The organism is Bradyrhizobium septentrionale (assembly GCF_011516645.4).
GTDB lineage: Bacteria > Pseudomonadota > Alphaproteobacteria > Rhizobiales > Xanthobacteraceae > Bradyrhizobium > Bradyrhizobium septentrionale.
Map to the genome: position 1 here is coordinate 167,993 of NZ_CP088284.1, position 19,710 is coordinate 187,702.

Genomic DNA, 19,710 nt, shown 5'->3' on the forward strand with positions numbered 1-19,710 from the left:
GCCTTCCCGGATCGGGTTCGAGCGTGAGATGGTTTGCGCATTAATTCGCAAACAAATGAGCAAACGTGACGACGGTTACGGTTCTGTGCGGTCCTGAGCGGCGACGGCGGAGGACGAGTGCGGAGAAGCTTCGGATCGTGGAGGAGAGTCTGGCGCCTGGGGCCAGTGTTGTCGAGGTTGCTCGGCGACACGACGTTCACCGCAATCTGGTTACGGCCTGGCGGCGGCAGGCGCGGACCGGTGTCCTCGCTTGCGGGGCCGAGCCGATGCAGCGGCAGGATGACGAGGTCGGTTTTGCGCCAGTCTCCATTGCGCCAGACCGGCAACCGTTGACCGCGCCCTCGGGAAGCTGCGGTGCGATCGAGATTGAGTTCGCGGCCGGGGCTCGGATGCGGATCACCGGTGCGGTTGACGCGGCGACGCTGACCGCAGTCGTGGCGGCGCTGACTGATGGACGGCCGCGATGATCCCGTTGCCAGCCGGCGTGCGGGTATGGCTCGCGACCGGCCATACCGACATGCGGAAGGGCTTTCCGTCGCTGGCATTACAGGTTCAGGAGATCTTGCATCGCGACCCGCTGGGCGGCCACCTGTTTTGCTTCCGCGGTCGCCGCGGCAACCTGCTGAAGGTGATCTGGCATGACGGCCAGGGCGCCTGCCTGTTCACAAAACGCCTTGAGCGCGGCCGCTTCATCTGGCCGAGCCCGGCCGAGGGTGTGGTGACGATCTCATCGGCGCAGCTCGGTTATCTCTTGTCCGGGATCGACTGGCGGCACCCACAAGAGACGTGGCGACCGGCATCGGTCGGATGAGGCTTTGAGCTTGCGGATCGTGATGGATGTGATTCCATCATCATCGTGACCACATCTGAATCGCTTCCGACCGATCTTGCCGCTGCGCATGCGATGATCCTCGCGGAGCGCGCCGCGCGCCTGGAAGCGGAGGCGGTTGCGGCGAACGCTAAAGCGGAAGCTGCCAATGCGAAGGCGGCCGAGGCACTGATCCGTTACCTCAAGCTCGAGATCGAGAAGCTGCGTCGCCAGATTTACGGCAGCCGCTCGGAGCGCAAGGCACGGCTCTTGGAGCAGATGGAGCTTGAGCTCGAAGAGCTGGAAGCAACCGCAACCGAAGACGAGTTGGCGGCTGAGAGGGCGGCAGCCAGGGCGCAGACGGTGCAATCCTTCCAGCGCAAGCGTCCGTCGCGCAAACCGTTCCCCGACCATTTGCCGCGCGAGCGTGTCGTAGTCGCCGCACCGCAGAGCTGCCCTTGCTGCGGCTCATCGAAGCTATCAAAGCTGGGCGAAGATATCACCGAGACGCTGGAGGTCATTCCCCGGCAGTGGAAGGTGATCCAGACGGTGCGCGAGAAGTTCTCGTGCCGGGACTGCGAGACGATCACCCAGCCGCCAGCCCCCTTCCACGTGACGCCGCGCGGCTTTGCCGGGCCGAACCTGCTGGCCATGATCCTGTTCGAGAAGTTCGGCCAGCATCAGCCCTTGAATCGGCAGAGCGAGCGCTACGCCCGGGAGGGCATCGATCTGAGCCTGTCGACACTGGCTGACCAGGTCGGCGCCTGTGCGGCGGCCCTGCAGCCGCTCTATCGGCTGATCGAGCGTCACGTCCTCTCCGCCGAGCGACTGCATGGCGATGACACCACGGTGCCGATCCTGGCCAAGGGCCAGACGGTCAAGGGACATATCTGGACCTACGTTCGCGACGATCGGCCGTTTGGCGGGCGGGCGCCGCCGGCCGCGCTCTATTACGCCTCGCGCGACCGGCGGCAGGAGCATCCCACACGGCATCTTCAAAGCTTCTCCGGCATCCTGCAGGCCGATGCCTATAGCGGCTACAACGAGCTGTATGACGCCTCGCGCGTGCAGGGGCCGATCATGTCCGCACTCTGTTGGGCCCACGCCAGGCGGCAGTTCTTCGAGCTGGCGGACATCGCGGCCAATGCGAGGCGAGACAAGAATGCCGCAGCGATCTCGCCGATTGCCCTGGAGGCGGTCAAGCGCATCGATGCACTGTTCGATATTGAGCGCGGCATCAACGGCCAAAGTGCCGGAGAGCGTCTGCGGGTGCGCAAGGAGCAAAGCGCACCCCTGCTGGCGGTGCTGGAAGCGTGGCTGCGCGAGCAGCGTGCTCGGCTATCGAACTCCTCATCGGTCGCCAAGCCAATCGATTACATGCTGCGCCGCTGGGATCGGTTCACTCGCTTCATCGATGACGGGCGGATCTGCCTGACAAACAATGCGGCGGAGCGCGCGCTGCGCGGTTTTGCTCTCGGCCGCAAGTCCTGGCTATTCGCCGGCTCGGAACGCGGCGCTGACCGCGCCGCCATCATGGCGACGCTGATCATGACGGCAAAGCTCAACGACATCGACCCGCAAGCCTGGCTGGCGGACGTCTTGGCCCGCATCGCCAGCACCCCGCAAGGTCGGCTCAATGAGCTGCTGCCTTGGGAATGGAAGAACAGCCCCGTCCAGTCTGCGGCCTGATCGGGCGACCGCACCGCGCGATCATGCCGCGGCCCTCACCGGACGGTTACGGAGCAGGTCAACTTGATTGCATTTCGTCAGGAGCGCTCGAAGGCATGCAGTACTGGTCGACAGCGTGGCTAATCGCAATTTGGCAGCATCTCACCATTTGGACGCCAACTTAATGACCGACAACACCACCGCTGTGGACGCTGCCACCACGAACTTTGCGTCGCCTCCGACTAATCTAACGGGGGTCCAGATGACCGCGGTGCAGTTAGCCGCGCACTTCAGGAAGTCGCCAGCGACGATCGTCCGTTGGGCACAAGAGCCCGATTTTCCGCGTGCAACGGCTCTAAATGGAGAAGTGCATTGGCCGACAAGCGCGGTGCACGATTGGCGCCGCCGACGCCAAAGGGCATACCGGACCGCGCTACGTGCCAAAGAGGCAGCTGTAGAGGCGGACGTCGAGAAGGCACGGCTCCGCCAGAATTTAATCGCCGCGTTTGCTCGCCCCTATCTGTCACAGATCCGGCGATCGACGGTTCCACCGCGTGGCGCGCCTCTCTCTCGACCCATGATCGTCCAGGCGGATGGCTCGCTTGCGCCCGCGTCGCTCGATGACAACCGGAATTGCTCTCGCGGATGAGCAGTGTCCCATGTATGCATCTGCTGCTGGTCGGCCACGGCGCTTCAGCAATGATGCACGTGATCTTGGTTGCGAGGGGCGAACGAACAGCCGATGGATCGGTTGGGCACAATTGAGGCAGATGCGAACTGCGGTATCACTGCTGGTAGGGCCACTTTAGAGATGTACGTTCACGGGTAAGTGCCGGAGCACTCAATGAAGGAATTTGCGGGGTTTGTCGCCTTTTGTTTGGTGATCTTAGCTTCGGCATTTGAGGGTGCGCAAGCAGAGAATTCGTCGAGCGCGGAGGCGCGCTTGAGAGAGAAGAACATCACACTGCCGGCTGAGGCCGCGCCGGTCGGCAGCTACGTCAACGCGGTTCAAGTGGGCAATCTCCTGTTCATGGCGGGCAGTGTCGCAAGCGAGCCGAAGGGTAAGCTCGGCCGGGATCTGACCGTCGAACAAGGCTATGAGGCTCCCCGGCAAGCAGGCTTGATCACGCTGGCAAAGGTGCGAGCGGCGCTGGGTAGCCTCGATCGGAAACGCGTTGTCAAAGTGGTCGGCATGGTGAACTCGGTCGATGACTTCGATGACCAAGCCAAGGTGTTCAATGGATACTGCGACCTAATGATCGAGGTGTTCGGCGAATCGATTGGTAGACATGCTCGCTCCTCACTGGGCGTGGCGGCTCTTCCGCGCCATGCCGCGGTCGAAGTCGAAATGATCCTTGAGGTATAGTAGCTTTGCTGTTGATCGCAATCTTTCCGCTTGGAAAGGCTTTGACGCGAAGGTTGAAGATAGCCGCCGTGCCGACGTGCTCTGCTGGTTCTTTGGTCGGAACGAAACGTTGACGCACGCGTCACGGCACGGACGACACTGCGTTTAGCGTTGCCGCGAAATAGCGCGGCAAATCACGAGGCCGGAATGTCAAAAAGGCGTTCAGTTGCTAGTCTAGGAGGTTACCATGGAACGACGCGCGACTAATCTAAGGATATCAGCTCTGATATGTCTCACTGTTGCTGCCCCGATCAGCGATGCCTTCGCCCAACAGGACACAGCGCGTATCCTACAAAGCGGGCGCGGAAAATGCCAAATACACACAACAGCAGTTTCTCGACGTCGGCGACGTTGCGGGCCATCAGGTGCGATCATATGAAATTCATCGCACCTTTCCGACAAACCCTCCTGTCGTCAATGGTTTGAAGATCAAGGAAACGTGGACGCGCGGCGTTTCCGATTACGTCGACAATAATGGTTCCGGCAGCATATACACGGTCTATGCCGTCGAGAATGGCGACAAGTTCTTCACCCGAGGAACTGTGCTCGCTCATAGCGCGGGGCCGGGAAAGCTTAGCAGCACGACTGTCTCGTATATCACGAGCGGCACGGGCGCTCTGGCTAATATTCGGGGAATTGCGCGAACCACTGGCCACGCCGATCCCAAAGCAGGGGTAAATGAGTCGCAAGTCGAAATCGAATATTCGATCGGCAAGTAGTTGCGGACACACTGAGCGGTCTCACTCCGCGCAAGTAGTCGCCCGTTAAGAAGCTTCCAGGCGACTGATCTGGAATCGTAATTTGGCTGGAATGACGTTCTGAGATTGCAAGGTTTTGGTGTTTTGTGCATCGGAAGCTTGCAATTTCGTTTTCGAGATTCCCTCGACGGGCGAAGCATGATTCCCTGTCCGCATCGGAGGGCACGATGCGGCCGAAGAAGCACAAAACGACGGGAGCGAACGATTTTTTCCGGGCGCGGCTCGACCAGATCATCAATCTGAAGCACGAGCTGGTCCGGCTCACCGGCAAGATCGATTGGGACTGGATCGACGGCGAGATCGCGCCGCTCTACAGCGAGAACGGCCGGCCGGGGATTGAGACCCGCTTCGTGATCGGGCTGTTGTTGCTCAAGCACATTTACGGGCTGTCCGATGAGGGGGTATGCGAACGCTGGGTCCACGACCCGTATTTCCAGTACTTCACTGGCGAAGAGTTCTTCCAGCACGCATTCCCGCACGAGCGCTCGGACCTGAGCCATTGGCGCAAGCGGCTCGGCGACAGACTGGAACTGCTATTGGCCGAGAGCCTGCGGGTGGCGCACGACGTCGGCGCGTTACGCGGCAAGGACCTTGAGCGGGTCACGGTCGACACCACGGTGCAGCCGAAGGCCATCACCTTTCCGACCGATGCCAAGCTGCTGCATGCGGCGATCCAGGGGCTCAACCGCCTAGCGAGGAAGCACGGAGTGCGGCTGCGGCAATCCTATTCTCGGATCGCCAAGGCCACCGCGATGATGGCGGGACGCTACGCCCATGCCAAACAGTTCAAGCGGCACCAGCGGCAGTTGCGCATCCTGCGCAGCCGCCTGGGCCGGATCATCCGCGACATCCGCCGCAAGATCGAAGGCCAGGATGCGCTCGAAGAGGCGTTCGCACTCCCGTTGAGCCGGGCCACGCAGATCCGCTCGCAGCAGCAGCGCCAGCGCGGCTGGAAGCTGTATTCCTTCCATGCCCCCGAGGTGGAGTGCATCGGCAAGGGCAAGGCCAGCGCGCCTTACGAGTTCGGCGTGAAGGCTTCCATCGTCACCAACAACCGGCCTGCTCCCGGCGGCCAGTTCGTGCTGCACGCCAAGGCGCTGCCCGATAACCCTTACGACGGTCACACCCTGCGGGACGTCATCGACCGAACCGAGACACTCACCGGCTGCGCGATCGAGTGCGCCTTTGTCGACAAGGGATACCGCGGCCATGACGCACAGAACCCGCGCCGCGTCTTCATCTCCGGCCAGAAGCGCGGCGTCTTCGGCACTATCAAGCGCCAGCTGCGGCGCCGCTCCGCTATCGAGCCCGTGATCGGCCATTTGAAGGCTGACGGACACCTCGGCCGCTGCTACCTCAAAGGCCGCGCCGGCGATGCCGCCAACGTCATCCTCTCCGCCGTCGGTTACAACTTCCGCCGCATCCTCGCCTGGCTAAGGGCTCTTTGGTACCTCTTCCTGGCTGCCTTCTTCTCAGTCACCAGCCACCGCACACCACTCAAATCGGCTTCTTAACCGACGACCAAGTATGCATCGCGTCGACACGCGCGTTGGAGACTTTCCAATTCAGCGGATCGCGGAATGTCGGCTTAAGAGCACGAGCACCGGTCGCACCCACGGGGCGCCGTTGCGCGGCAGACGCGAGGATGCGCATGACTTGATAGCTCGGAAACACCTTTAGCAGTGTCAGGCTTTCCGAGCGGGAGCAGATTCTGCGCTCGGCCCGCCCAACCGCCCCCGTTCACTCGTGATCCCGCCGATCTGCCACTGCGAACCCCACGTCACACGCCTGCGCGGCAGCGGTCAGGGTGAGACTGCTCTCATCCTGATCGTCGCGCTATACACGCCAAATCCGACCGCGACGAAGGCTCGAGGAACGGCTTGTCGGAGCGTGTTGAGCTGTCAACTCCATAGACCAGCGTTGTGCCGTGACGTACTCCTATGGGTGTCGCATCCGCCGTTGTCAAAACGAACTATGCCGGCCAGTCGCGCGCAGCATCTCGTTCTGGGCGGTGGCGTAAAGTGTATGCCAGGACTCTCTCAGCTCAGGGGTGAAAGAAGCGCCGAATTTTCGCTCAAAGCTCCACATCAACGCCTCGCCCATTGCGACAAAGTGCGATGGCTGAAAGCCAAGTATGGCGTGCTTGTGACCGGAAATCGCGATCAGCGACTGGAACATCGGTCTTTCGTCGAGCGAGGCGACCAGCGCCGTGATCATATCCAGCACCTTCATCCGCTGCTTCTCAGTATCGCCGCCGAACGTTTGTCTTGCATCAGGAGCTAGTTCGACGAACCTGTTGTAGCACAGGTCAGCGAGGTCGCGGCGGATCGGCCACATCGCGTCAAATGATGTCCTGACAAGGTCGACCTGCTCCGGCGTCATTGGTCACACCAGCAGGCTCGTAAAGAATGGTCTTGTGATCTCTGCGGCTGAGGGCTCCCTCTCATCTGAAGTGACGACGGAGACAAACTGGTGTTTGCAGTTCCAGCAGCGCCAAAGATCTTGAGCTTCATTCGCGTTGACGAGCTCGTGCCACTCAAGGGTCACTAATCCAGAACCACAGCGAACGCATTCTTTGTGATGCACTGTTGAGCTTGGGAGCATGTGGAACCTCTTTTCTTACACACAAGCGACGCGTACGGCAGAGGGGCAAACGTTGGTGGGCCATCACTTGTGCGACCTTGAGCAGCTGCGCTGGATCAGATGTCCACTCCAATGCTCGCGCCGGCAGCGAGAACTCGGTGAATGAGGGTCTTTTGCGCAAACGATACTGGAACCGGCAGCAGGCTGGAAGCCGGTCAAAGAGGGGCGCCTAAGCGGGTCACAGTGTCTTGAGGTATTCAAGCAACGCCTTTTTGTCCTGATCGCTCAAACTTGTCCCGTACTCGTGGCCGCATCGGCTATTTCCAGAGTTGATATTGCTGCAGTCCGTCACGGATAGAGTGTCGCTCAGCGGCTCCTGGGTAGCAGCAAGACCAACGTTTTCAATGTCGTATTTCCGTCCGACGCTAAACTGCGATCTGCGCTGCCCTGATGGCTTGAGCAATTCCGCCAGCGTCGGGACCGAGCCGTTATGGAGATAAGGTGCGGCGGCCCAAATACCCTGCAGAACACGGGCCTCGTAGGAGCCCCACGGAGGGAGCTGAGCGTGAGACGCTCGTTCTGCTCCCTGCCGCCTGGCCTTCTTGATTGCTTCCGAGGTGCTGACAGTATCGAAAGCCGTTAGCAGATCCTGCAGCGTTGGCGGTAGCCGCACCAGCCCCAGAGACTCCGGTGTGTCCGACGATCCCGGATCTGGCGCCGCTGCCACCCGGGCATTGGTTGAAGGGGCGCCGCCGGCCAACAGGTGTTCCGCGATCGAACCAATGACCGAGGTCGCAAGAATGTTAAGAATCTCATCGTTCTCCTTTAGGGGGGCGGTCGCGAAGGGAATGTACGCTCCCTTCAGCACGCCCGTATTCGCTTTCCAGGCGAGGATGTCGTATTCTCGTGTATCGGTACCAACGTTCTGGACCGGAGTTCGCCATGTTTTGACAAATGGAAAGCGTTGCTCTCCGTCTTCTATCCCGTGGCAACCGCTACATCCCGCTTCAGCGGAATCCCTTTCAAAAATCGCTTTGCCGCGCGCGGCTAAAGCAGCGTCAATCGTCCAGGGCCATTTCGGAGGGCCGATCCGCTTCACCAGGTTTTCAAGCTGGCTCAGGCCGTCGAAATTGGTGGAATTATTGTCAAGGAAATTGATGATCGCGCCCTGGCGCTTCGGCTCGAACGTAGCGAATACTCCCAGAACCTCGCCAACGTTCCGAGCCAGCCCCAAGATGTCATTTCCATTTTTTGCGAATCCAGGCCATTGCGTCTTATCTTGCCGCGGCGAATTCCAGAGGAATGGGTATCTCACGGGAGCGTCCGCGGTTTTCATGTTTCCCGGGATCATGAAGTCGGGCGGCGGGCCTATGTCCAGTCCGGATATGCGGTTGAAAATCATCCCCACAGCGTCCAGACGGCCAACTCCCCAGCCGGTCTTGGGCAGCGCGCGCACAATAAGCGTGTGAAACCGCAAGTACCACCCCTCGACCTGCCGACGAAGATCCGCAACGTCGGCCGCGTCCGGCGTTGTGGACCGCAGGACAGCTGCAGCAAACGGAGCGAACGAGCTGTCACTGGCAATCACGTCGCCCACAGCCTTGTCCAGATCGCCAAGCAATGCGTAGAAGTCTACAAACGCCGGACCGCCATCCACCCGATACATCTTGCCATCAGCTTCGATCTGGCGCGTGTGACAGGCTGAGCAGGTCATTCCGACGACCTGGAAGTCTTGAGGGCCAGAAGCGTGAAAGCCGACGGGAAGATTGGCCGTGTTTGCAGGATTCGGTAGATAGCCGTACCGTGACAAACCATCCGCGAGGAATGGCTGTCCGTTCCTTTGCTTCAGCGCCTGCATCCAAGACAACGTAATCAAACGCGAGCCCTGATCGCGCGAATAGAAGTCAGCTCTCGCTGCCGCGGTCCAATCCACACCCTGGTCAAGATAGATGGGATTGGCGTCGGTGCCTTGAGCATCCGATTTTGTCGTGACGACAAACGTTAAGGCGATCAGAAAGAGAGTGCGGAGCATCGTGTGTCCTACCGCTTCCATTGTCGCAACAGCCCGAGGCAACTTTCGCCGGAATCCGCGCCTTTTCCGGCAAACCTGGGCTTGCCTTTCGGCCTGCAGGTTCGGCCTGCAGGCCATCGGATCATTGGTTATCAAAGGGCGCTATCCAACAAACCTCAACCTACCAAGTCTTGGGGGAAGCAACTGCATTCGGAAAACGATCATCGCGTCGCCCTGGATTTGTCGGAGGCATACAGGCGTGCGGCATCGCAATTGCGGAGCCTCACTGCCACATTGGTTCCGAGAGATCTTCCCGATGTCGATCTGGAATGGCGCAGGATCGACCAAAACGCTCTTCAAGGCGCCGCTCACTGATCGACAATCTTCCGGTGAGAACGACGTGCAAACTAGGCCGGTGAAGCGCGCGAGCAATGACTGACGGGCCAAAGAAACATGAGGCGTGACCGTAAAGACTTGCTCAGCGAATTGAACAGGAATCGCGGCCGCAATCTCGCTGCCGAAGAGTTTGAAGCGGTCGCGAACCTCACGCTTCGCCGAGGAGTTCGGGAGCGTCAAGCTGGCCCACAGCTTCGCGGTCGGTTCAAGGTATTTGACGGTGCGTGTCGAAGGGCGCGACGGAAGGCAACTCAGCGGCACGGAGGGCTAAAAGGCGAAACAGTGACCGATATCCACGAAGAACGCGTATTCTGGAATGATACCTTTCACGCCGAGATATTTGATTTCCGCGGCCAGGTTCATTTTGCCCGCTTTGATGGCTGCACCTTCGTGAAATGCACCATCGTGCTTGATAGCAGCGCCGAACAACTCGCCTTCACCGGCTGCACGTTCAAGGACTGCAACATCGATCATATCGACGCAGACGAGGCTCGCGGAATTGTTGTCCGTGACAACTTTTTCGATCGCCCCATTGCGGAGCGTAAGGCCGATTTCGAACGACGCTTGGCTGAAGCGCTGAATCGGCGCCTAAAGTCCTAAACGCCGAACGCTTAGCCATGGAGCTTCACGCCACCAACGACATGCGGGGCGATCTCCGCGCCGGCTCCATCAATTACCGCACTCGACTCGGTTACCATTGTCCGGGTCGCCCCGGCATAGGCTGAGGCCGGAGTAACTTAGTCGCCCGCGACCCTAGACCTCGCGGCACAGCTCCCCTACTCATTGGGGAGTACCGGAGTCATACGGATGGCGAAGGCGCGCCCCCTCATCCATACTTTGTCCAAGTCAGGATTTTGCATACACCCTCCTGGGCTAGAGCCAACGCCGTCCGCATGTATTTCAAGCGGGCGGCGTTGGGCTGTGGATCGACTGTAGCGCATGCGATTAACTGCGTGCGCCCTCTCTGTGGTCGCCGATCTGGTACGATCAGCGGCTATTTTTGGGCATCGTGCGCCGGTCATGCTGCTCACTGGGCGCAGGCGCAAGGGAACCATCCGCTTGGACGATCATCTTGCGCGAAAGAGGCGCGCCCGACAGCGGAACAGCCGATCGCCCGACCTGCGGCGGACATGTGCGAGCAAACGCGGCGATTAAGCGCTGGCGGTGACGAGCTCTCGCCACGGCCGTCTCGACCGCCTTCTCTTGGGCTCGCAGCGCGGCGCGGTATGCGCGCGTTTACGCTGGCGGTTCCATTCTTGCACGTCTGTCACAAGCCAAGCTGCCTCTCCGGCGGAAGTGCTCGCGCATGGAAGTTGGGCCGTTCCGCCCAACGGACGATCGTTGCAGGTGTAATCTTGAAGTGCGCGGCCAATTGAACCGCTGTCATGTAATTCCGGTCAGGTCGATGGAAGGCGGTCCGACGTCCGGGATGATGTTGTCATTGCTATCTGTCATCGCTCGCAGCCACCCTGACCAAGTCATCAACGAACAAAGCGCGATTGTCGAGCTTACCGTTCATCGGCTTGCCCTCTCATGAGCGAGGCTCCTGATGCGCCGCGTCGCAGATGATCTTGATCGACCTAAAGAGTGTAAGCGGATGTTTGCGTACAAGCTCTGTGCTCGTCTTCGCGAACTCGTCCGGGCCTCCTTGCTGGCGGACGATCGCCCGAAGTGCGGCCAGCTTCTCAGGGTCGGCGGAGCGAATAGCTGCCTCGAAAGCCGGTATAAATTCCAGCCTGTCCATTGCAACACATTCCTTATGAAGAAAGCTCCGGTTTTGAAGGCGGCCTTGGTGGCGGCCTGGTCGCCATAAGCTCCGCAATCGCGGCAAGTACGACGCTCGTATCGGCCTTTCCTTCGGACCATCCCTTCAGCGCCTCTATCGCGTTCTTTAAAGCCTCATCACGGGTCACGGAACAATCCCCGCAGCCCCCCTGTGGCCGGCCGCGCGGCCTGCGACTCCGAAAGAACGCGCGGGCAGTTGGAGACCGCCCGCGCGGAGTTTGCTACGTCAAGCTTGGTCCGTGTTGCGTGAAGATAAACAGCCAAGCCGATAAGCCTCTCAACAACTCGCATGCCACGGCACCGTGCAGAAGTAGAGCCAAACGGCGCGGTATCGACAGAGCACAGTGAGGCCGACGCGACGGAAAAGCGTGCGGGCGACTGCTGACGACCGCCCGCACGCCGTCGCACCTCAAACAGACCTGGCCCTCACGAGGGTCAATCAATAAGCGGCCAAGCCATAGACTGCTCAGCAACGCGCGTGCCAGACGGCCGGAGAGTAAACGGCGCAATCCCGGTGCACTTCTCGTGCGACGTTCAGACATGCACGCAGTCAACCCGACGCCGTTTGAACGAAACCAGACGTGGCTAATGACGCCGAGAGGGCGCGGGGATTGGATGATTGCCATCGTGTATCGCGATCAGTTCGCCGGGCTCCAAACCGAGCTTTTGTAACTGCTCGTTGTGAAGCGGACAGTTAAGCATTCCGGCCCTTGCGCCGCAGTCGGCTATCGTCATCCTCACCGCTTCCGCCGGGTCAGCGACGGCAACCGCGTATACTACGTGTCTGAATTCTTCGTCGTCGCCATCTTCCTTGAAGACAGCAGCAGTCACTAACCAACCGTCCATCTTGCTGCGCTCCGGGAACGCGAAGTAGGCGTTGTCTTCACCTCATTGCATAAGTATTGCGACTACTATGATGCCGATGGAGACCAGGCCCATGAAAATCACGCAGCCTAGGTACGGTAGGTCGCCGCGCACTACACAGCTCCAGACGCGAGGACGGAGCGTGCACTCCGGGGACACGATCAACCTGCACAATTCGGCCCGCTGCGTTCGACAGCCGGACACGGCAATCCGAGTCCCAACAACTACTGGCTTGCATAGGTGCATGGCCCGGACGACAACGCCGCCCTAGCGGGCTTCAGCAACTTTGGCGAATTCCAAAGCGAACCCTGGATATCTGCAGCATTTGGATGCCGGACTGCCTCTGACTTTGAGGTAATCCTCGACTTTAGGACCAAACCGCGGCTTTATCTGCAGCACGTAGCGAATGTCGAATAGTAACTGAGCAGAGACCTCATTGGCTCGTTCGCGCAATTGACGCACGACGTCGTCCAGCTCGAAACGGGTTTCCATCGGTTTCTCGATGACAGGAGGCTGCTTGCGGCCGCAAAGCGAATGACACCTCTCCAACGCCGCCTTCCTCCGGAACGCAGAGGCGCGCTGAGCTTGGCGGAAACTCCCGGTCCTTCCAGGATCATCCGCCGCGAAGGTACGACTTCCAGCGCAAGCCGGCCACGATCGTCGGAACCGCGATTTGCGTTACTCGCTGTTTCGCAGGATTACTGTCCCGGTCGCACGTCTGTAGAGCGTGGCAGGTTTGTCTTGGGCCCTAACCCCTGCAAACGCATTATCGTCTGCTTGGCCAATTCCCCGTGGAGCCTATGGATCTTCTGAGAGCCAGCAATGAGAGTTTCATGAGTCTGTTTCAGGAAATCGGTTTGAAGCTCAAGAGCTTCGTAAAACGATCGCGCGCCCGCCAACTTCTCGAAAAACGACTTGGTGTGTTCGAAGGATTTTTTGACATAGTCAGCATAGGTTTTTGCGATTTCTTGATAGCTGACCGGCGTTGTTTCCGCTGATACGATCCGGCCGTTCGAAGAGGTGTCAGTCGAAGAGGTGTCAGTTGACGCGAACTGCGCGCCGATCTCCTTCGGCGTGTGCTGCAATTGATCTGGCGGCGGGCCCTCTTGTTGACCCGATTTCCGCCTCTGCTGTGCAGTTTCGTCGCTCTGCCGATCCGCGTTCGGGTTGCCCTTGCCGGATTTTCGTGGTGTCTCGCTCTGGTCTGGACTCATTGCTAAATCACTCCGTGGTTTGATATCAATCAAGTTGCAAACCTCCGCCATGCTCACGCTGGCATCATGATTCCGATCGGCTCCTTGTGCGGCGATTTGCTACATTTTAGCGGACCTCTTCTACGCTGCCGCTCGGCCGGCTCCGAAAGCGGCGCGTCATAGTACGCCTGTCCTCATTGGACATCTCGCTCCCTCGCCCGCGCATTGCCGAAATCGCTCGGTCGTCCCACAGCAATTATCAACCGGGGTTTGCTCCCACTGCGATCTGCGAGAAGAGAGCTGGCTCCGCAAATTCGGACAGTAGCTTGAGTGGATTTTCTGCCTGACAGCGGCGAGGATTCTTGCCGCGAATCAGGAGCGAAGATGACGAAGAAGAGCCGCCGGATGCATTCTCCGGCATTCAAGGCGAAGGTTGCTTTGGCTGCGGTCAAAGGCGACAAGACGCTGGCGGAGCTGGCGCAACTGTTTGATGTTCATCCGAACCAGATCACGATCTGGAAAAACCAGCTCCTGGAAGGCGCCGCCGGCGTGTTTGGGCATGACAAGGCGTCGGCCGAGACGCCGGTCGATTTGAAGGCGTTACATGCCAAGATCGGCGAGCTGGCGTTGGAAAACGATTTTTTGTCCGGCGCGCTCACCAAGGCGGGCCTGCTGAGCGCAAAGCGATGATCGACCGCGGTCATGATCTTTCTATCGTGCGCCAGGCGAAGGTCCTGAAGCTGGCTCGCAGCACGGTCTACTATGAACCTCGGCCAGTTTCGGCCGAGGACCTTGCCTTGATGCGTCGGCTCGATGAGCTGCATCTCGATTATCCCTTCGCGGGAGCGCGTATGCAGCGATCGTTGCTGCGGCGGGAGGGCGTATACGCCGGTCGCCGCCACATCGCGACGCTGATGAAGCGCATGGGGATCGAGGCGGTCTATCGTCGCCCGAACACGAGTAAGCCGGCACCGGGTCACAAGATCTACCCGTACCTGTTGCGCGGATTGAAGATCGAGCGGCCCGACCAGGCGTGGGCAATGGACATCACCTACATTCCGATGCGGCGTGGCTTCGTCTATCTCGCGGCGGTCGTCGATGTGTTCAGCCGACGGGTCCTGGCCCATCGCGTCTCGATCACAATGGAGGCGGCCTTCTGCGTCGAAGCGGTCCAGGAGGCGTTGGCGAAGCACGGCAGGCCCGAGATTTTCAACACGGACCAGGGCAGCCAGTTCACCAGCCTCGAGTTCACCGATGTGCTGCTGGACGCGAAGATCGCCATCAGCATGGACGGCAAGGGCGCCTGGCGCGACAACGTGTTTGTCGAGCGGCTCTGGCGCACGGTCAAATACGAAGAAGTTTATCTCCGCGCCTACGACAGCGTGTCCGAGGCGCGAGCGTCAATTGCCAAGTATCTGGCCTTCTACAATCAGGGACGCCCTCACTCGAGCCTTGACGGGCGCACGCCCGACGAGGCTTACTTCGGCACGCAAGCTATGGTGATCGCCGCATGACCGTCGCCGACGATTTTGTCGTCGCTCTGGTCGGGCTACGCCCTCCCGACGCAACGACAAAATCGTAAGGCCCCGCGTTCAGCATAACCCGGCAGGAATCCACTTAAATCCCGCGGGGCGCTGTCCAAACAACCGGCGCCAGCTCTAAGTTCCTATCCCTGAGAGCACTGGGAGTAAGGTTGGCATCGGCCAATTCTCTCCAAGACCTCCCGACTTCGATCCACCTGCTTTTTCGAGCCAGCAAGGTGTCAAGCATCCTCCTCCAGCAATGCCCCAGGTTTGGGGGACCAAGTGCGCTACTTTCGAGAGCTTCGAGATAATGCGTTCGACGGTCTGTCCGTGCTGCGCTCGCCAGATCGATTTGACTTTATGGATGAGGGGATTGTCGTTGGCGCGAACACCGTTGCTTCTGAGGGCCGAGTCAGCCACACAGACCAGCAAGAGGCCGAGACAGAACCACAGCACGCGTTTTCTTGCCATTTTCACCTGCCGCCCGGATCCATCTGTTCTCTCTGTGAGGCACTAATCCTACGCGGATCACAAACACGCTGTTACGCAGCATTGAAAGTTAGCAGCGACGTGACAAGACGCCCGTCGGTATCGGCCGAGCAGACGCCGTCCTTGGCTTATGTCACGCGCCGCTAACCTCACTGGCCAGCCACGGCCTCAACTTGCGATGGTAGCCATGCCTGAGGGAGGGTGCCCTCGGCACGTCGAGGGTCAGCATTCTTCGTGCCAGGCAATAGTCGACAGTTCGTACCGTGTTTGTGTTGGCTTTGTCTGCTTTGCGACTTACTCAGGTTGTGGTCCTTGCACTCAGGCCTGGCCGCGGCGGCGTCATGTTGACCTTATCCTCTCCGCAATCATCGACCCGTGCAAGCGACTCTTTCGCTGCAGCTCAGACATGGATGAAATCCCTTTGGCGCCGTCATCGACACTGTTTCAGTCGGCGCCGTTGCCGCAAGGCCGACGCGATCGAAGCCCGCACCAGCGAGGCACACCTTTTCTATCGCCATTGAGCATTCACTGCGCAATCTTCGTTGGCACACCCTTTGCTCGTCAAGAAATAGCAATAGTGGTCTTTGTGGAGGCCAAAGCTCCCTAATCAGTTGCTGCGGTCGAAAAGACAAGGTCGATTCGACGGCGGTGCTGAGCGCTGAGCGGGCGGATGCTTTGGCGCAGTTCGTCACACTTTCCAGATTGAGATGTGCTTGAGCTTATATCGAGAAGAAGTATCGGGTGAATTAAGACGTCGAGAACGAAGCCATTGTGATTGACAGCGCACCAGAGCCAATGTTGTCCGCCCGCGATCGAGAGCGCGCTGGCGGACGCGGTCAGAGAGCACGTTGCCGAAATTCCGTCCCCAGCGGCGCGTGGTTTCATAGCTAACCTCCAATGCCACGCGGCGACACTTTGTCGGGGAACGCATTCCCAGGCTCTCTGACGCAATTATATCGGACTCTAATCCCGCACAACCTTGACGCAAAAATTGCGACCAAAAGTAGCGCGCTGGCAAGCGCCCTACGCGCTGCGCAGGATTCTGTCTCGTTCACCGTTTCCCGCTTCTTCGCGATGTACTCGGCGATCTCGGCAAGATCTTCGCGCCCGGACATGTAGGCAGGGACCATGTCCTGCAGATGCGCCAGGATTCGGAAGAAGGTCGGACTGACGCAGGAGGGATTTGCCCTGCGCTTCTCTGTAAAGCTGGCCGATCCTGCGAGATCGGCAGCAAGGGCAATATGCTCCTGATCAGACCGAGCGCGCCTATTTGACGATTATCGACCGTGATCCGGTCGCGGTGGAGCGCCCGCTCCCGCAAGAGTGTGAAGCCGCCTGAGTGGCAGGCACAGCGGCCGACTCAGACACCCGGCAAACCATACATCCGAGCCTGCCGGCTATTTTTCGTTGACGGTCGAAGTGTGGCCATCGAGGCCGATCGCCGCGTGCTCGGCCTTCACGGCATAGCGCCAAACCAAATCGCAAGCGCGAAGACGACCAAGAGGGAGACAGCGATGATCGCTTCACGGGCCGACATTCGCTTCATGGGCGTACGCCTCTCCGCGGGGATCAAAGTCCCGGCAGGTTGCACACCCCCGCCGAGGGTTGCAACCTACCGAAAGCGGTAGACCGAGCGGACATGGCCCGCGCGGCCCAGCTAATGCTCAAATGAAAAAGGGCTTATACTGTTACTTCACCTTACCGCCTCTCGGCTCAATGTGTCGCAGCACGGATGCTCCGAGTTCCTGGGTTTGCTTGTTCGATAGCTTGCTCGGCGTGGCCGTCGCAACGCCTGCAAGGCGCTTGATCTTCGATGAAGTGATTGGGTGTACGGTCTTGAAGGGCGAGGTAGACGGTGGCTTTTTGGCCATCTGGCATTCTCCGACTGGGTTGAACGAATCGTCAGAGTATACCTTCTCGCGAGCACAATCGGCAGTCATCCCGCAGCGGCCTGCAACGACCGGGACCGGAAAAAGCCAATATGGCGTCGGCAACTCTACTGCCAGCATGCTGGGTCGGAAGACGCGTTGCTCACTCTCGCACCCAACCCTCGGCTTGCCCGCGCCCTCGACTGTCACATATTGCGGGACGTTGTTGACCGCACCGAGACACTCACCGGCTGTGCAATCGAGCGCGCTTATTACGAAGCGGGTGACCCAAGGCGTGGCTGAGTGCAAGCGAGCCTTGGCCCTGGATCACAATCTGGCTGATGCTCACGAGATGATGGGCATCGCGAAAGCCTGTATGGGTTGCAGCGCCGGTACCGAGTCGCACGTCAACGAAGCATTCACAATCGATCCGTCATTGAAGGGACCTAGTATATTAGCGGTCGGCAGATTGCTCGCAAGCAGCCACAAAGTGATTCCGCGGCAGATTCCAAAAGCGCCCTTTGCCAGAATGGCGGGGAAGGCGGCCATTCTGATCAGCAAGGCGGTTGAGAGTCGCGCGAACTTGAAGAGTTCATGACGCCACGACCGTTCCTCCTGATCGTGTTATAGTGATCGGATGGTTCCACAACTTGGCTCCCGACCACCTCTGTCCCCCGAGCTTTAGGTGGTGTGTAGTCGACGGGACCGTCGAGTTGTATCGAAGAGAAGGACTGCAAGGCGCCTACCAGGATCGGGGGGCACCTAATTCACTGCCGTTGTCTGAGCTGGCTTGTAGCGTTGCATATCCTCCAGGAGAAACTCGAGTGGCAAACGCGCCCGCATTCGTTGCATTAACAAGATAGAAAGAACGACACCCCACGAAAGAGTTAAGCGAGCACAGATATCCTCGGTTGATAAATGGCGCCACAGGGGGACCGCATTTTTGGCAGTCAGGATTTCCACACCCGCGGAGCGAGGGGATGTGCAATTGCGTTGACGCCTGCCAGAAGTCGATCGATGGTTGAGAGAGTAAAAAATGGTAGCTGTTAGTGAAAATAGTCACTATCGATCCTGCGAAGAAGCGCATTGCAGTCGAGGACGTAACCCACGACGCGCTCGGGCGCTTTTGCGGTGCGACCCGCGGCGTGGTCGCAAAGCTCCCGAATGCTGACGTGGTCCTTGCTGCCGACGGTCGACAATCCGAGGCTGGCTTTTCGATTGGAGGCCCGAAAGCGATCCGCGGCCCGGCGATACTTCTCGGAAAAAGGGCGGAATTCGGCCAACGCGTTCCAGCGAAATCAACCGTCGAGACTCTCGAAAAGCTCGTTCGCTGGCTCGATCCGGAACCCGTTCCGCGCGCACTTTCGGGCGAGATGATCACGGCGATCCTCATCGGTCGCGACAATGGACGGCCCCGCGGCAGGTGAATGCACCGTGCGGTGATGCAAACCCGGCGTGGGGGCGCCATGATGGCTCGGATGCCGTGCCTATGCATCAAGCTCCAAGTAGCGCATCACACGGCGCGCACTTTGCAGTTCCCGGAATTTAGCAAACACGAGATGAAGACGGGCGCGCACCTCCTCATCCGGATTGAGAACAATTGTGCCCGCTCGATCGTAGGCGAGCCCGGCCGGCAGCGGCAGCCGCAGTTCGCCCCGCGCCGCCTTCTGCCGTTCCCCTTGGTGAAGGCGCATCCGAAGCTGATGCAGCTCCGCCTCGCTCATGATGCCGGACAGGCCCAACAGCAGGCGGTCGTGATAGGCGCGCGGATCGTAAAGCCGCTCGCCATCCGCAATCAGCACGCCAAATACCGAGCACAGTTCGAGAAGCTGATGCCAGTCCCGGTTATTGCGGGCCAAGCGCGAAGCGTCGAGACTCACCACGAGACCGGCGTTGCCAAGGCCGATCTCGGCAATGAGCTTCTGGAAACCATGACGGTCCACGCCGCCAGCACCGGATTTGCCCAGATCCTCGTCAATCACCTGGACGCGCTCGGGCGGCCAGCCCAGACCGATGGCGCGATCGACAAGGCGGTACTGCAGCTCGGTGCTCTCCTGATGCTGGCGCACCTGGTTCACGGATGACTGCCGCACGTAGACATAGGCCAACTTGGCTCGGTGAGCCGTCGTGAGCCGCTCGTCAGCGACGGTCGAGCTGATCAGCACGACCCAGTCCCCTTCCGGGCGTGCCGGGGATCGCTTGCATTCGCCGCATCAGCGCGGCGATCGTTTGAGCAATCTGGGTTTGCGTCGCGGTCGACAGATTCGGCCAGAGGCGCGGAATGTCGGCCATCGGACGGCCGGATGGATTTGCCAACGTTGGCAGGGGTCGATACGCAACGCGACCTGGGAGCGGTCGG

At 59.8% G+C, this 19,710-nt stretch carries 16 protein-coding genes; 10 read left to right on the plus strand and 6 right to left on the minus strand.

Annotated elements, in window-relative coordinates; genetic code table 11:
- The first annotated feature begins 137 nt into the window (after positions 1–137).
- The 6 genes from tnpA to HAP48_RS00655 all read left to right on the plus strand — a co-directional run bounded on the left by tnpA (position 138) and on the right by HAP48_RS00655 (position 6,153).
- On the plus strand, positions 138–467 hold the full coding sequence (tnpA, locus tag HAP48_RS00630) for an IS66-like element accessory protein TnpA (RefSeq protein WP_234583730.1): 330 nt from the start codon (positions 138–140) through the stop codon (positions 465–467).
- A complete protein-coding gene (tnpB, locus tag HAP48_RS00635) occupies positions 464–811 on the plus strand; it encodes an IS66 family insertion sequence element accessory protein TnpB (protein WP_029085227.1) in 348 nt (115 codons plus the stop codon). The genes tnpA and tnpB overlap by 4 nt, the downstream gene beginning before the upstream one ends.
- A gap of 93 nt (positions 812–904) precedes the next feature.
- A complete protein-coding gene (gene tnpC, locus HAP48_RS00640; RefSeq protein ID WP_166217861.1) occupies positions 905–2,497 on the plus strand; it encodes an IS66 family transposase in 1,593 nt (530 codons plus the stop codon).
- Between the two features lie 823 nt (positions 2,498–3,320).
- Positions 3,321–3,842, plus strand: coding sequence for a RidA family protein (locus HAP48_RS00645; RefSeq protein WP_166217305.1), 522 nt, complete (start codon positions 3,321–3,323; stop codon positions 3,840–3,842).
- 296 nt (positions 3,843–4,138) lie between these two features.
- Complete coding sequence (locus tag HAP48_RS00650; protein WP_166217309.1) at positions 4,139–4,600, plus strand: hypothetical protein; 462 nt, start codon at positions 4,139–4,141, stop codon at positions 4,598–4,600.
- Positions 4,601–4,806: 206 nt separating this feature from the next.
- Positions 4,807–6,153, plus strand: a complete 1,347-nt coding sequence (locus tag HAP48_RS00655; protein ID WP_165127233.1) for an IS5 family transposase — start codon at positions 4,807–4,809, stop codon at positions 6,151–6,153.
- A gap of 448 nt (positions 6,154–6,601) precedes the next feature.
- On the opposite strand, the gene HAP48_RS00660 is transcribed toward HAP48_RS00655, so the two are convergent.
- The gene (locus HAP48_RS00660) at positions 6,602–7,021 is read right to left on the minus strand and encodes a globin domain-containing protein (protein ID WP_166217312.1); all 420 of its coding nucleotides are present in this window, start codon (positions 7,019–7,021) and stop codon (positions 6,602–6,604) included.
- Between the two features lie 439 nt (positions 7,022–7,460).
- Complete coding sequence (locus tag HAP48_RS00665; protein WP_224497198.1) at positions 7,461–9,254, minus strand: di-heme-cytochrome C peroxidase; 1,794 nt, start codon at positions 9,252–9,254, stop codon at positions 7,461–7,463.
- A gap of 3 nt (positions 9,255–9,257) precedes the next feature.
- On the opposite strand from HAP48_RS00665, the gene HAP48_RS00670 reads away from it, so the two are divergent.
- Both HAP48_RS00670 and HAP48_RS00675 read left to right on the plus strand, forming a co-directional pair.
- The gene (locus tag HAP48_RS00670; RefSeq protein ID WP_166217315.1) at positions 9,258–9,608 is read left to right on the plus strand and encodes a hypothetical protein; all 351 of its coding nucleotides are present in this window, start codon (positions 9,258–9,260) and stop codon (positions 9,606–9,608) included.
- A gap of 303 nt (positions 9,609–9,911) precedes the next feature.
- Entirely contained in the window at positions 9,912–10,229 is a 318-nt protein-coding gene (locus HAP48_RS00675; RefSeq protein ID WP_028338160.1) for a hypothetical protein, read from the plus strand.
- Between the two features lie 931 nt (positions 10,230–11,160).
- On the opposite strand, the gene HAP48_RS00680 is transcribed toward HAP48_RS00675, so the two are convergent.
- The 3 genes from HAP48_RS00680 to HAP48_RS00690 form a co-directional block, all read right to left on the minus strand.
- Complete coding sequence (locus HAP48_RS00680) at positions 11,161–11,373, minus strand: hypothetical protein (RefSeq protein WP_166217318.1); 213 nt, start codon at positions 11,371–11,373, stop codon at positions 11,161–11,163.
- Between the two features lie 1,172 nt (positions 11,374–12,545).
- Entirely contained in the window at positions 12,546–12,770 is a 225-nt protein-coding gene (locus HAP48_RS00685) for a hypothetical protein (protein ID WP_166217321.1), read from the minus strand.
- Between the two features lie 206 nt (positions 12,771–12,976).
- Positions 12,977–13,525 (minus strand): phasin family protein, encoded by a 549-nt coding sequence (locus HAP48_RS00690; RefSeq protein ID WP_166217324.1) that lies wholly within the window; start codon positions 13,523–13,525, stop codon positions 12,977–12,979.
- Positions 13,526–13,855: 330 nt separating this feature from the next.
- Between HAP48_RS00690 and HAP48_RS00695 the strand changes: the two genes are divergently transcribed.
- A protein-coding gene (locus HAP48_RS00695; protein WP_166206328.1) for an IS3-like element ISRj2 family transposase occupies positions 13,856–14,985 on the plus strand; the annotation gives its coding sequence in 2 pieces (ribosomal slippage) (positions 13,856–14,108 and positions 14,108–14,985; 1,131 coding nt in all).
- A 2,661-nt stretch (positions 14,986–17,646) separates the two neighbouring features.
- Positions 17,647–17,949 carry a hypothetical protein gene (locus tag HAP48_RS00705; protein WP_166217327.1) on the plus strand — a complete coding sequence of 101 codons (303 nt, stop codon included), beginning with the start codon at positions 17,647–17,649 and terminating at the stop codon, positions 17,947–17,949.
- A gap of 889 nt (positions 17,950–18,838) precedes the next feature.
- Here HAP48_RS00705 and HAP48_RS00710 read toward each other — a convergent pair.
- Positions 18,839–19,516: a recombinase family protein gene (locus HAP48_RS00710; protein WP_224497197.1), complete on the minus strand. Its 678-nt coding sequence runs from the start codon at positions 19,514–19,516 to the stop codon at positions 18,839–18,841.
- Positions 19,517–19,710 lie beyond the last annotated feature (194 nt).